Source organism: Paenibacillus sp. FSL R7-0313 (assembly GCF_037969885.1).
Taxonomy (GTDB): domain Bacteria; phylum Bacillota; class Bacilli; order Paenibacillales; family Paenibacillaceae; genus Paenibacillus.
In genome coordinates this window covers 2,798,347-2,812,775 of sequence record NZ_CP150219.1, presented here as the reverse complement: position 1 = coordinate 2,812,775, position 14,429 = coordinate 2,798,347, and the positions used below count along the sequence as shown (strand labels likewise).

The 14,429-nt window shown below is 47.1% G+C and carries 10 protein-coding genes and 1 riboswitch; of the genes, 3 read left to right on the top strand and 7 right to left on the bottom strand.

Going from position 1 to position 14,429, the window contains the following annotated elements:
- Positions 1–4: 4 nt before the first annotated feature.
- Both NSQ38_RS12335 and gcvH read right to left on the bottom strand, forming a co-directional pair.
- Complete coding sequence (locus NSQ38_RS12335; RefSeq protein ID WP_339789481.1) at positions 5–1,459, bottom strand: PTS mannitol transporter subunit IICB; 1,455 nt, start codon at positions 1,457–1,459, stop codon at positions 5–7.
- A 420-nt stretch (positions 1,460–1,879) separates the two neighbouring features.
- Positions 1,880–2,272: a glycine cleavage system protein GcvH gene (gene gcvH, locus NSQ38_RS12330; protein WP_047844042.1), complete on the bottom strand. Its 393-nt coding sequence runs from the start codon at positions 2,270–2,272 to the stop codon at positions 1,880–1,882.
- A 344-nt stretch (positions 2,273–2,616) separates the two neighbouring features.
- Positions 2,617–2,739, top strand: a riboswitch (glycine riboswitch).
- Positions 2,740–3,060: 321 nt separating this feature from the next.
- Here gcvH and gcvT point away from each other — a divergent pair.
- From gcvT to gcvPB, 3 genes are all read left to right on the top strand, one after another.
- Positions 3,061–4,197, top strand: a complete 1,137-nt coding sequence (gene gcvT, locus NSQ38_RS12325) for a glycine cleavage system aminomethyltransferase GcvT (RefSeq protein ID WP_339789479.1) — start codon at positions 3,061–3,063, stop codon at positions 4,195–4,197.
- Entirely contained in the window at positions 4,194–5,549 is a 1,356-nt protein-coding gene (gcvPA, locus tag NSQ38_RS12320; protein ID WP_339789477.1) for an aminomethyl-transferring glycine dehydrogenase subunit GcvPA, read from the top strand. Before gcvT ends, gcvPA begins: the two co-directional genes overlap by 4 nt.
- 71 nt (positions 5,550–5,620) lie before the next feature.
- Complete coding sequence (gcvPB, locus tag NSQ38_RS12315) at positions 5,621–7,126, top strand: aminomethyl-transferring glycine dehydrogenase subunit GcvPB (protein ID WP_339790501.1); 1,506 nt, start codon at positions 5,621–5,623, stop codon at positions 7,124–7,126.
- 296 nt (positions 7,127–7,422) lie between these two features.
- Here the strand turns inward: gcvPB and ptsP are convergent, their stop codons facing one another.
- The 5 genes from ptsP to NSQ38_RS12290 form a co-directional block, all read right to left on the bottom strand.
- Positions 7,423–9,135, bottom strand: a complete 1,713-nt coding sequence (gene ptsP / locus NSQ38_RS12310) for a phosphoenolpyruvate--protein phosphotransferase (RefSeq protein ID WP_036617013.1) — start codon at positions 9,133–9,135, stop codon at positions 7,423–7,425.
- On the bottom strand, positions 9,128–9,403 hold the full coding sequence (locus NSQ38_RS12305; RefSeq protein WP_036617010.1) for an HPr family phosphocarrier protein: 276 nt from the start codon (positions 9,401–9,403) through the stop codon (positions 9,128–9,130). The genes ptsP and NSQ38_RS12305 overlap by 8 nt, the downstream gene beginning before the upstream one ends.
- Positions 9,404–9,480: 77 nt before the next feature.
- A complete protein-coding gene (ptsG, locus tag NSQ38_RS12300; protein WP_249911907.1) occupies positions 9,481–11,532 on the bottom strand; it encodes a glucose-specific PTS transporter subunit IIBC in 2,052 nt (683 codons plus the stop codon).
- Between the two features lie 287 nt (positions 11,533–11,819).
- Positions 11,820–12,674 carry a PRD domain-containing protein gene (locus NSQ38_RS12295; RefSeq protein ID WP_047844046.1) on the bottom strand — a complete coding sequence of 285 codons (855 nt, stop codon included), beginning with the start codon at positions 12,672–12,674 and terminating at the stop codon, positions 11,820–11,822.
- 165 nt (positions 12,675–12,839) lie between these two features.
- Positions 12,840–14,387 carry a flotillin family protein gene (locus NSQ38_RS12290; protein ID WP_249911906.1) on the bottom strand — a complete coding sequence of 516 codons (1,548 nt, stop codon included), beginning with the start codon at positions 14,385–14,387 and terminating at the stop codon, positions 12,840–12,842.
- Positions 14,388–14,429 lie beyond the last annotated feature (42 nt).

Sequence of the window (14,429 nt, the reverse complement as noted above, 5' to 3'; positions counted from 1 at the left end):
GCAATTACTTTAGACGTTCAACGAGCGCATCGTATTCCGGGCTTTTTAGGAAGTTGTCGATGGATATATGTTCTGCGTTCGGCGCAACGGAGCGGGCACGATCGGTTAATATTTGTTGTGTGATGACCACATCTGCATCCGGCGGGATATCACTGATAGCCGTATTGGTCACCGTAACGTCAATCCCCTCTGCCTTCATCTTCTTGCGCAGAATGGAAGCACCCATGGCACTCGACCCCATGCCTGCATCACAGGAGAAGACAATTTTCTTCACGTCTGTTTTGACTGTAGAAGAAGCCATATCTGCGGCTCTGTCTGCTTCACGATGATTAGCCGTAATGCCAGCGTTTGGCACGGTTCCTTGACTCTTCATGTCTTTCATCCGACTGGATGCGGACTCCAGATCTTCGTCCTTTTGTTTACCCGTTTTCAGCAACACTGCTGCTACCAGGAAGGAAACGACGGCTGCTACAAGCACCCCTGCAAGCATTGGCAGGTATCCACCTTTCGGTGTTAAGAGGAAATACGCGATAATACTACCCGGTGATGGTGCTGAAACAAGTCCTGCTCCGGTGAGCATAAATGTTAATGTACCTGCGACGCCACCCGCAATTGCGGCAAGAATCAGAATCGGTCTCATCAAAATGTAAGGGAAGTAGATCTCATGAATTCCCCCGAAGAAATGAATGATAACGGCACCTGGTGCAGAAGATTTGGCCATTCCGCGTCCGAAGAAACAGTAAGCAAGCAAGATACCAAGTCCCGGACCCGGGTTCGATTCAAGCATGTATAATACGGATTGCCCTAACTCTCTCGCTTGATCTGTTGCAATTGGTGTCAGAATCCCGTGGTTGATTGCATTGTTCAGGAACAATACTTTACCTGGTTCAATGATTAGGTTGACCAGCGGCAGCAAACCAAGATTCATTAAGCCTTGTACCCCGGCAGATAATACTTTGCTAATTGCTTCTACAGCAGGCCCGATGCCCAGTAGCGCAAAAATCCCCAAGATCCCGCCAATAATACCGGCTGAAAAGTTGTTAACCAGCATTTCAAATCCAGCTCTAACTTTACCTTCGATCGATTTATCAAACTTTTTGATGATCCATGCTGCCAGTGGTCCGGCAATCATGGCACCTAGGAACATCGGGATATCACTACCCACGATGACCCCGATGGTCATAATGGCACCCACGACACCACCACGCTGACCATGCACCATCGTACCCCCGGTGTAACCAATTAACAGTGGCAGCAAATATTTGATCATCGGATCGACTAGCTGCGCAAGCGTCTCGTTAGGGAACCAGCCTGTTGGAATGAACAGAGCCGTAATTAATCCCCAGGCAATAAACGCTCCCATATTCGGCATGACCATACCACTCAGGAATCGGCCAAAACGCTGAACACCTACCCGTAGCCCACCTTTGGAATTGGACGATTGGTCCAAATTACTCATTGTATTATCCTCCTTGGATCAAGTCATTATGATTTATGAAAGGGGTATCATTTCTCCCCTGCTGTAATCCTAAGCGAGAATGCTCTCCTGTTCAATGAAATGAAAGCGTACTTTCGTCATGAACAATGATGACAACATTAGGTTATGTAATCGTTTTAATTGATGCATAATGGCTGAACCCATTGGTACACAAGGCTTTTCTTGCCTATGACTTTTATCATTTCCAAAATCAATTTCTAACCTATAGCTTGGTCTAATCAGGCGATTCACATCCACAATCTGCTTCAATCCGCATTGGAAACCATTCTCGGAAAGCACAAAAAACCTGTGCAAGCCTCAGGCTCACACAGGTCGAAACAATATGAAGCACATCTCATTTTGTTTATAAAATGTATGTTAATAAGTACAAGTTCGTTGATACTATTCTTCCGTATGTTTACGATACGCGTCTGCATTCATCAATGTAGACAATGCTGCTGTCAGATCTCCCTCAACACGGATTTCAATCATCCAGCCTTCCTCGTATGGAGAGCTGTTGACAAGTTCAGGGGAGTCCTGCAACGAATCATTCACTGCAATAATTGAACCAGTGACGGGAGAAAACAAGTCCGAAACCGTTTTGACCGATTCGATCGTTCCAATGCTGTCCTCTGCTTTTACATTGGTTTCAAGGTCAGGCAATTCCACAAACACAATGTCACCCAGCTGATGCTGCGCGAACTCGGTAATGCCAATACGTACAGTATCCTCCCCTACGGTTTGCACCCATTCGTGCTCTTCACTGTACAGGAAATCACTTTTCAATTCGCTCATCGATATCCGCCTCGCTTTTCATTAAATGAGTGCATGCGTTCTTTGACCTTAACCTTTTTCCCAGAACATAGCGTATGATATTTTTGATTCAAATGTCAAGATACCTCACAATTTATTTATTGATCACCTCTAAATCCTGTAACCCGATTACACTCTTTCTTCATATACTGGTGAATATTAGAATAGTAAGCGCAGTCTTTTTAAATACACGAACAATAACATTTAAGATAAATTAAATATTCGGTTTTTAGTTATGATCTATGACATCGTTCTTGACATCGGCAGTGGATTCACGTTTTAATGAGAGGAGTAAATGTGTTTATTGGACTATGTTATACCCGCGGATGAATGTAAAGGGAGAGATTACCCGTGACACCCGATTCGGGATGTACATGAGGTAACGCCGAAGGAGTAAACCACCGATAAGCGGGGGTGAATCTCTCAGGCAAAAGGACTTTTACGGGACGCAACTCTGGAGAGCATCTATTCGCCCTGAGCGGGCGTTATGATCACCCAAGGGGAAACCTGCTGCACAAGGCAGCGGGGTAACTCTCAGGTACAAGGGACAGAGCCTTAGAATACAGCGTGCTACTTGGCATGCCGATTCTTTGGCCTGTCCTTTTCCTTTTTCCCAAAAAACGAAAAACAGGATTCAGATCGGCGCTGCCATAGCTGCCTTACCATACTTATGTGATGAAAATATCTAGCGGAAAAATGTAAAAATACCCTGGTTCATTGATCCACGATTGTATATCCGGCCGGTTGACGGCCCATGACGAGGTGATTTGATGTCCGATTTGCTTAGAACACCACTCTTCCCACTGTATCAGCAATACGAAGGCGTACGGTGCATTGATTTTGGAGGCTGGGAGCTTCCGGTACAATTTAGCGGAATCCAGAAAGAACATGAAGCGGTGCGTGAGCGTGCTGGACTGTTTGATGTATCCCATATGGGCGAATTCACAGTACAGGGTGAGCAGGCTGAAGTTTTTTTGCAACAAATGATGACCAATGATGTGACCACGCTCGTTCCGGGTCAAGCCCAGTACACCCTGATGTGTTACCCAGATGGCGGTGTGGTGGATGATCTGCTCGTGTATAAGCTGGAAGATCAGCATTATATGCTCGTCGTTAACGCCTCCAATATCGACAAGGATTGGGCATGGCTGCAAGAGCACTTGATCCCTGGCGTGAGCATGACCAACGATTCGGAGCAGACGGCGCTGCTCGCCTTGCAAGGACCACTGGCTGTAGACATTATCGGGAAAGTTACAGATACGGATGTATCCTCGATTGAGCCTTTCCGTTTTGTACAGCAGGCAGAGGTATGCGGCGTTAAATTACTGTTGTCCCGTACCGGTTATACCGGTGAGGACGGCTTTGAACTATATGTACCTGCGGACCAAGCCGCTGCGGTGTGGAATGGATTAATGCAAGCCGGTGAAGGTCACGGACTCGTACCAACCGGACTTGGTGCCCGGGATACACTGCGCTTTGAAGCAAGGCTCCCCCTGTATGGACAGGAATTGTCGGCAACCATCTCTCCGCTCGAAGCTGGCGTAGGCATGTTTGTGAAGCTGAATGCGGGACCTTTTATCGGACACGAAGCCTTGTTACAGCAAAAAAATGACGGGCCTGCCCGCAAATTGGTCGGCATCGAAGTGCTGGAGCGCGGTATTCCCCGCCCTCATTATCCGATTTACGCCGAAGGCGTACAGATTGGCGAAGTTACTACAGGCACACAATCACCTACATTGAAGCGTAATCTGGGGCTTGCTCTCATCGACAGTAAATACGCTGCGCTGGGAACCCCGCTTGAGATTGAGATCCGCGGCAAGAAACTAAAAGCCGAGGTCGTGAAGACCCCTTTTCATAAACGGACACGTACGTCAAAGACACCTACTCAAGGAGCTGATCAAGCATGAGCAAGCACCGTTACATTCCCATGACTGAGCAAGATCAGAGCGCCATGCTCGCAACCATCGGTGTGGATACGCTGGAGGATCTGTTTCAGGACATTCCAAAAGAGATTCGTTATCAGGGAGAGCTGCCCGTATCCTCCAAACTCGATGAATATGCGCTGACACGTCACATGTCCAAACAAGCTGGTGCCAACGCCAATTTCGAAACACACTCTAGCTTCCTCGGCGCAGGCATATATGATCATCATGTTCCTTCCGTCATCAATCATGTCATTTCCCGTTCCGAGTTCTACACTGCCTACACACCTTATCAGCCTGAGATCAGCCAAGGTGAACTACAGGCCATTTTCGAATTTCAATCCTACATCTGTGAATTAACAGGTATGGCTGTAGCCAATGCCAGCATGTATGACGGCGCAACTGCCTTTGCAGAAGCAGGTAATCTGGCCGCAGCAGCAACGCGTCGCAAACAGCTTATCGTATCCCGTACCGTTCATCCGGAAGCCCGTCAGGTATTGCAGGCGTATGCGCATGGATTGAGCCTCGAAATTGTCGAGATTGGTTATAAGGATGGCGTCACTGATTGGGATGCCCTGCAAGCTGCCATATCGGACGATACCGCTGCTGTCATGATCCAGAGTCCAAACTTCTTTGGTGCTGTGGAAAATGTAAAACAAGCGGCTGACCTCGTGCATGCGCACAAAGGCCTGCTCGTTGTAAGTGCTAACCCGCTATCGCTGGGTCTGCTGGAAGCCCCAGGCAAGCTGGGTGCCGACATCGTTGTTGGCGATGCGCAGCCCCTCGGTATCGCCGCTTCACTCGGCGGCCCGACATGCGGATATTTCGCCGTATCCCAGCCTCATATGCGCCGAATTCCTGGCCGAATTGTAGGCCAGACAACCGATCGCAATGGCAAACGTGGATTTGTACTCACACTGCAAGCACGTGAGCAGCATATCCGCCGCGAAAAGGCGACCTCCAACATCTGTTCCAACCAAGCTTTGCTTGCACTCAGCGCATCTGTGTACATGTCCATCATGGGTAAACAGGGCATGATCGATGTCGCGGATCTGAATTTGCAAAAGAGTCATTACACCCTGAATACATTAACTGCAATTCCTGGAGTTGGCCTTACTTTTAATGCACCAACATTTAATGAGTTTGTGATTAAACTTCCTGAAGGAACAGACGTGGATGCTCTTCAGTTGAAACTGCTGGATGCAGGCTTTATTGGTGGCTACGAACTCGGACGTGATTATCCGGAGCTTGCCGGACATATGCTGATTGCTGTTACGGAACGGCGCACTAAGGAAGAGATTGACGAATTCGCACGAGCATTGGAGGGATCACTGTGACTCAGGAAACGACGACGACAACGACAACATCGGTACAAGGACAATCGGTAACAGGTACCTCTTTCTCCACTTTGCCTCAATCTGAGACAGATACAACATTCAGTGCACAGACCTTATCTCCTGCTCCGGAACAATCATTGATTTTTGAACTCAGCAGCCCTGGACGTGTCGCTTATTCCTTGCCAGAATGTGATGTTCCTCGTCAGGCTGCCGATACGTTGATTCCCCGGGAAATGCTCCGTTCGGAAGCAGCAGCACTGCCGGAAGTGTTCGAGGTAGATGTTATTCGACACTATACTGCGTTGTCCCGCCGGAACTTCGGCGTAGATAACGGATTCTATCCACTGGGCTCTTGTACGATGAAATACAATCCAAAGATTAATGAGGATGTTGCACGTTATAACGGTTTTGCCAAAATCCATCCGTACCAGCATGAATCCAGCATTCAAGGTGCACTTGAATTGTTATATACGTTGCAAAACGACCTTGCAGGTCTGACAGGCATGGACGCTGTGACCTTGCAACCAGCCGCTGGTGCCCATGGAGAATGGACTGGACTCATGATGATTCGTGCCTACCACGAAGGTCGTGGCGAACAACGTACCAAAGTCATCGTGCCCGATTCATCTCACGGGACCAACCCGGCAAGCGCAACCGTTGCAGGATTTGAAACTGTGACGATTCCATCCCGCGCAGACGGACTGGTCGATCTGGACGCACTCCGTGCAGCCGTCGGTTCCGATACGGCAGCCTTGATGCTGACAAACCCGAATACACTTGGTTTGTTCGAGAAAGATATTCAGGAGATTGCATCCATCGTACATCAGGCTGGTGGCTTGCTTTATTACGATGGAGCGAACTCCAATGCCATTATGGGCATTACCCGGCCAGGTGATATGGGCTTTGACGTGGTGCATCTGAACTTGCACAAAACGATGAGCACGCCTCATGGCGGTGGTGGACCTGGCGCCGGACCAGTCGGTGTGAAGAGCCGTTTGATCCCGTTCCTGCCTAAACCGATGGTGATCAAGAATGATGATGGTGTATATTCACTGGACCGTGAAGGCGATCAATCCATTGGCCGGGTGAAAGCATACTACGGCAACTTCGGTATTCTGGTACGCGCGTATGCCTACATTCGTACCTATGGACCGGAAGGTTTGCGCCGTGTCTCTGAATGTGCGGTACTGAATGCCAACTATATGATGGCCCGTCTCGCACCTTACTACGAGATTCCATATCCAGGTGTATGCAAACATGAATTCGTTATGTCTGGTCGGGGATTGAAACAATATGGTGTGCGTACACTGGATGTTGCCAAACGATTGCTTGATTTTGGATATCACCCGCCTACAGTGTACTTCCCGCTCAACGTGGAGGAATGCATCATGATCGAACCGACAGAAACCGAAAGCAAAGAAACGCTGGATGGGTTCATCGATACGATGATACGGATTGCCAAAGAAGCGGAAGAGACACCTGAGTTGGTACTGAACGCACCTTATGGTACACCGGTCACTCGTCTTGATGAGACTACCGCAGCCCGCAAACCTGTACTGAACTGCGCTTGCAGTTAATTAAATCATTGTTAATACGAAAGCTCTTGCTGAGGTTCCAATCAGCAAGAGCTTTTTATGTTGCCTTCCCGGTCTACTTATGCCACTCTTACAGCTCACCATCCTCCTGCTAGAGCGTGTCTCAAACGCAGGCAAGTTATGCTCCGATGTATACCAGTGTCCGAATCACATGTCCTGTTTATAACAAAAAAAGCCGATATCCACAATGAATCGCGGATACCGGCAAAATCGCTGCATCAATGCAGCTCATTATCGGAAAAAGAAAAACCTCAAATCCGGAGGAAACCCCGGCAAAATTACGCTTTAATGCTTTGAACCAATTCAACGACTTGTTCAGCCGTTTGCATATCCAGAGCTTTAGCAGCCAGTTCCTGCATATCAGCACGGGAAAGTTTGGTGATCTGACTACGAGCTGGCAGAATGGATGTTGCGCTCATGCTGAACTCATCCAATCCAAGACCAAGCAACAATGGAATTGCTGTTTCGTCTCCTGCCATCTCACCACACATGCCAACCCATTTGCCTTCACGATGCGCTGCATCGATAACCATTTTAACCAAACGCAAAATGGCTGGGTTGTAAGGCTGGTACAGATAAGCCACTCGTTCGTTCATACGGTCAGCAGCCATTGTGTATTGAATCAGATCGTTCGTTCCGATACTGAAGAAATCCACTTCTTTGGCAAACTGATCCGCCAGAACTGCAGTCGAAGGAATTTCGACCATGATTCCAAGTTGAATGCTGTCAGAAACAGCAATACCTTCAGCAACCAGCTTCTCTTTCTCTTCGAGCAAGACAGCTTTTGCTTCACGGAATTCACCAAGTGTTGCGATCATTGGGAACATGACACGCAGGTTTCCATGTACGCTTGCACGCAGCAATGCACGCAATTGTGTACGGAAGATATCCAGACGGTCCAGACACAGACGAACTGCGCGGAAGCCGAGGAATGGATTCATTTCTTTTGGCAGATCCAGGTATGGAAGCTCTTTGTCTCCACCGATGTCGAGTGTACGAACAACGACAGGTTTGCCTTCCATTTTTTCCAGTACCGCTTTGTAAGCATTATACTGAATGTCTTCAGAAGGAAGCTTGTCTCTGCCCATGTACAGGAACTCGGTACGGTACAGGCCTACAGCCTCGCCGCCATTCTCCAGAACACCCGTTACATCATTTGGTGTACCAATGTTGGCTGCAAGTTCAACATGAACGTTGTCCACCGTTACCGTTGGCTCGTCACGAAGTTTTCTCCACTCTGCACGTTGTGCATCATACTGTTCCTGTTTGGCACGGTATTCAGCAATAACTTCATCAGTAGGGTTAACCAGTACGTGACCATCCAAACCGTCAACAATAATCATATCGCCTTGTTTCGCTTGAGCCAAGATGTCCTTGGTTCCAACAACAGCTGGAATTTCAAGAGAGCGCGCCATGATCGCCGAGTGAGAAGTACGTCCACCAATGTTAGTTGCAAAACCTTTAACAAATTGGCGGTTCAATTGAGCCGTGTCGGAAGGTGTTAGATCCTCCGCAAGCACAATCACTTCTTCATTGATCTCAGCTGGACTCATGAAGTCGATACCAAGCAAGTGATTTAGCACACGTTTGGTAACGTCACGCATATCTGCAGCACGTTCCTGCAGGTAAGCACTCTTCATGTTCTCAAACATGGAGATAAATTGTGATGCCGTTTCGTTCAAAGCAAATTCTGCATTGATCATGTCATCTGCAATTCTAGCTTTAACCGGATCAATCAGTTCCGGGTCATTCAAAATGAGCAAATGCGAAGCAAAAATCTCTGCTTTTTTCTCGCCAAGCTCTTGTAAAGTACGCTCTTTGATCGCCTCAAGCTCAGCCTGGGATTTACCCAGAGCTGAGTCGAGTTTTGCGATCTCTGCGTCAACGTCGTTAATTTGGCGTTTTTCTACAGAGTAATCAGGATGCTCCAAGATAAACGCCTTGGCGATAGCAATACCCGCCGAAGCCGCGATCCCGGAGACATTAAGCATTAATTTCGCCCAACCCTTCGTTAACCATAACGTCAGTCAAAGCTTGAAGAGCTTCAGCTTCGCCTTCGCCTTCAACGATGATGCTGATGGTGTCGCCTTGTTCCAATCCGAGGGAAAGAACACCCAGAATGGATTTCAAAGTTACTTTTTTACCGTTAGCTTCTGCAAAGGATTCTGCACCTTTGAATTTGTTTGCTGTATTAACCAGGGCTGTCGCCGGACGTGCGTGGATACCATCTTCGTCTGTAATTCTGAATGTTTGTTGCATTACAATCATCTCACTTTCAGTAGTTTGGTTTAGGCATTGCATATATTTACACTTGCTTGCCATCGTCGTAACACTTCTTATTTTATCTCAATGATTGGCTGTTCGCCAACTTTCAGCACTCCACTCTTCTTCAGAGTTACTGTGGAGCCCTCTGGCAGGTTAGTGAAAATAACTGGTGAAATGATCGAAGGAGCGTTTGCTTTGACATACTCCAGATCCACTTCCATAATCGGCTGACCTGCCGATACCAGATCACCTTCCTGTACCAGTACGTTAAAGCCTTGACCTTTCAGCTTCACCGTATTAACACCTATATGAACAAGCACTTCCTTGCCACCATCGGACATGATGCCCACGGCATGTTTGCTTGGAAATACATTAAACACTTTACCATACACAGGAGAAGTTATCGTACCATCATGTGGCAAAATTGCGAACCCATCACCTGTCATTTTCTCAGCAAAGACCGGATCAGGTACGTTTGTAATGTCCAGCAATTCACCATTGACTGGCATAACGATATCCTCAGCAACGATGCGCTCGCCTTGCTCACCTTGTGCCTTCTCCTCTTCTGGAGTTGGTTTGGCAGCTGCTGGCGTTGGTGCTGGTGTTCGTCCTGCAATAATATCCTGCATCTGAGATTTGATCGTGTCGGAACGTGTTCCGAAGATGGCTTGAACATTATTACCCACTTCAAGTACACCAGATGCACCCAATTGTTTCAAACGATCTTTTTTCACATTGGATTTCTCATTAACTTCAATCCGCAAACGAGTAATACAAGCGTCCAGATGTTTGATATTCTCTTTGCCACCAAAGGCTTCGAGAATGTTATGGGGCAGGTCATCCGTTGAACCAGAGCCTCCGCCAGATTCGGTTTCAGGCGTTGCATCCTCTCGTCCAGGTGTTTTGAGATTGAATTTGCGAATGATAAGCCGGAAACCGAAGTAATAGATCACCGCAAGAATCAATCCGACAATAATCACGTCCCACCAAGGTGTACGGTTCGGAATAATCCCGAAGATCAGGAAGTCAATGAACCCACCGGAGAAGGTCATACCGATCTTGACACCCAGAATTTGCATGGTCATGAAAGACAAACCTGCAAAGATACAGTGTACTGCAAACAGGATTGGTGCTACAAACAGGAACGAGAATTCAAGTGGTTCTGTTATACCTGTCAGGAACGAGGTCAGCGCAGCTGAACCCATGATACCTGCAACATATTTTTTGTGTTCCGGTCTTGCTTCATGGTACATCGCAAGTGCGGCCGCTGGCAAACCAAACATCATGAACGGGAATTTACCAACTTGGAATGTTCCTGCTGTGAGAGCAACGCCATCACGTAACTGGCTGAAGAAAATCTTCTGATCCCCACGAATAACATCTCCGGCTTTATTCACATACTCACCAAACTCAAACCAGAATGGGGAGTAGAAAATGTGATGCAAACCGAACGGAATTAATGAACGTTCCACAACTCCAAAGATGAACGCCGACAAGGTCGGACTTGTATCTACCATGAAGTGAGATATGGAATTCAGTCCATTTTGAATCGGAGGCCAGATAATCACAAGAAGCAACCCGATTACAAGGGATACTACCGATGTGATAATCGGTACAAATCGTTTACCTGCAAAGAAACCGAGGTAAGACGGCAGTTCGATTTTGAAAAACCGATTGTAACATAGCGCGGCGGCAATACCTATGATTATACCTCCGAACACGCCTGTACTTAATGTTGGGATACCCAAGATGCTGGCATAACCCGGTACTTCACCGATCATGGCCGGAGTAACCCCTACTGCGCTACCCAGTGTGACGTTCATGACCAGATAACCGATGATCGCTGCGAGACCTGCAACCCCTTCGCCACCGGCCAATCCGACGGCTACACCGACGGCGAACAGCAATGCCAGATTATCGAATACGATCTGACCTGCGTTCATCATAATTGTTGCGATCGAGTTCACCCAAGGGGTGTCGAGCGCCGTTACATATTGCAAGAAATCTGGATTAACCAGCATGTTACCAATTCCGAGCAGCAAACCTGCCGCAGGTAGAATGGCTACAGGCAGCATGAGAGCTTTACCTACTCTTTGCAATACACCAAAAAGCTTTTTAAACATCGCGTCGTTTCTCCCTTTCGTCTAATTTATATGTTGTGATGCAAGCAAGGGAACACAAAAAAAGGCATGAATTAATAAAGTAAACTGTGCCAACCTTGGGGTATAGCATACCCTGTACAAGGAAAGAACAATCACACTTTAATTAACTCATGCCTGATCGAGTCAGTAACACGTCGCTTATGTTTATTCAGTTGCTTGATTACGGAAACCATTGTAGCACCAGTTCTAATCTATTGCAAGCCTTTACACCAAAAAAATAAATTCCGCATTCCATCACTGGAATGATCTCACTTATTCTCTTCTTCCTTCCGCTGATTCAGCCTTTGCAGATGAATGGTAAGATAACCTACCTCCGCAGGATAAACCGGCAGTTTCAGTCTTTTCTCCATTACTTTGGTCAGTTTCCATGCAAGCGAGTACATTTCGGGATACTCCAACTTAAGCAGGGAATCTAACTTATGAAGCTCTTCCACTTTGTCTCCACGGCGAACACGCTCAAGGGCGAAACGAAGATGAGTCAGCAAACGAGAGTAATCAAGCGATTCCGTTTCAAACGAATAATCAAGTTGATCAGACACCAGGTTCACCAAATCAGTGATCAATTGTGAATGTTCACGTACCTGGGATATATTTTGATTGGTCATTGCACTATAGATATGGAGGGCAACAAAACCAATCTCGTCCATCCCCAGATCTACACCCATTTTCTCTTTGATCAGACGAACAGCGTATTCTCCCATTCGATATTCTTCAGGATAAATCTCGCGGGTTTCATATAAAAATGGATTTTGTATGATAATGCCCTGCTCCTTGCGTTTTAGCGCGAAAGAAATGTGATCGGTTAATGCAATATGGATATGTTCATTCAGAGGAACGTCCGTACGCTCTGCAATATACGTAATAACTTCGTTAATAATCTCGATCAGTGCTTCATCCACCTGTGGAAGAAGCTGTTTGTACTGCTCTTGCTCCTGCTGGTTTTTCAAAATGAACATTTTCTCCACAGCCATCAATGGAATGTGATCACTCGGTTTTCGGTTAAAGCCAATGCCTTTACCAATAACAACGACTTCCCCGTGTTCTGGATGCTGTGCAATGATTACATTATTATTTAGCGCTTTATCTACATGCAAGCTGCTCATTGTTTGCACCTCTTTTTCACACCATCTTAGGTGTGATTAAGTCACACCCTGTTACGAACGAAAAGACACCCGGAGCGGGCAAACCGCGCCGGACGTCTCGCTTAAAAAGTAACAAAAATTCGCCTTAAGGTCAATAGAGCAACCATGCAAGATTCGAAGTGCTTCTTACTCGTCAACTCCAGCTCTTTCCACAATCTTGTCGATTATAGAAGGAGTTGTAACAGCCTCGCTCTGTTGAATGGCAACTGGCGCAGGTGTTTTAGACTTCGTAAGGCCTTTAATCAGCTGCTCTACATCAATGCCGGATACACTTTTGAGCATCTCTGGAGCGGTCGCCATAAGTTCAGTAACATAGTTACTCACTCGTGCTGCACCTTCACCTTTACCTGTATCTACCACCGTCAGTTTATCAATAGATGCAATTGGCTCTGCAATTTTACCAGCCAGTTCAGGCAGCATTTTGACAATGATATCGAGTACAGCTGCTTCGCCAAACTTCTGGAACGCTTCGGCCAGTTTTTCCTTCGCTTCTGCTTCTGCAAGACCACGCAAACGAATAACTTCTGCATCTGCTGTACCTTTGGCAAGTTCTGCATCCGCCATGGCCTGACCTTCAAGTCGCTTCTGTTCAGCTGTTGCTTTGGCATGTGTTTCGATGGAATACTGTACAGCATCGGCTTCACGCATTCTTTTGGCTTTATCTGCTTCGGCAGCCTGCTCTACCGCATAACGATCCGCTTCTGCCTTTTTCTTCACTTCAGCATCATATTGTTTCTCACGTACGACGATTTCTTTTTCTTGGAGATCGATCTCACGTTCTTTACGAACGAGTTCAACCTTCATTTCTTCTTCTACCACGGTCTGTCTCGCACGAGCTTCATGGATATGGTACGCCTGATCAGCTTCCGCTTTGGCTGTATCCTGATCCCGTTTAAACGTGGCTACTTTCAGTTCTTTCTCTTTCGCTGCCTCGGCGATATTGGTATCACGCAGCAACTCTGCCTTTTGACCCTGCTCTTCCGCATTTGCCTTCTGAATACGTGCATCACGCATGGCTTCCGCTTCAGCAATCTCGGCATCACGCTTCACAGCAGCAATTCTCGGTTTACCGAGCGCATCCAGGTAGCCCTGTTTGTCACGAACATCCTTGATGGTAAATGAAACAATTTGCAGTCCCATTTTCTTCAGATCTCTAGCTGCTACGCCTTGAACCTCTTGCGCAAACCGATCCCGGTTCCGATATACTTCTTCCACCGTCATTGTACCGAGGATGGCCCGCAAATGCCCCTCCAGTACTTCCTGTGCTTCGCTTCTCAGCGCTTCTACAGGTTTACCGATGAATTGCTCAGCTGCCGTAGCAACATCCTCTACAGCGCCTCCAACCTTGATAATCGCTACGCCGTCAGCAATAACCGGAACCCCTTGCTCCGTGTACACTTCAGGTGTGGAGACATCCAGCTTGTGGGACAATAAGGAGATAAACTCGGATTGCTGGAATACCGGCAAGATAAATGCACCGCCACCACGAACAATCTTAATTTTTCGGCCAGAATCATCATCGGAGATATTTTTACTACCCAGGAATGATCCCGTAACGATCATCGCTTCATCCGGTCCAACCGTTTTGTATCTCGCCCAGAAAGCCAATCCCAAAATCAGAATCACACCAACAACAACTGCAGGAATCAACAACACATCCCAATTTAAATCCATTCCACATCTCTCCCCTTATTCATTCATGATGAGTGCTTAAAC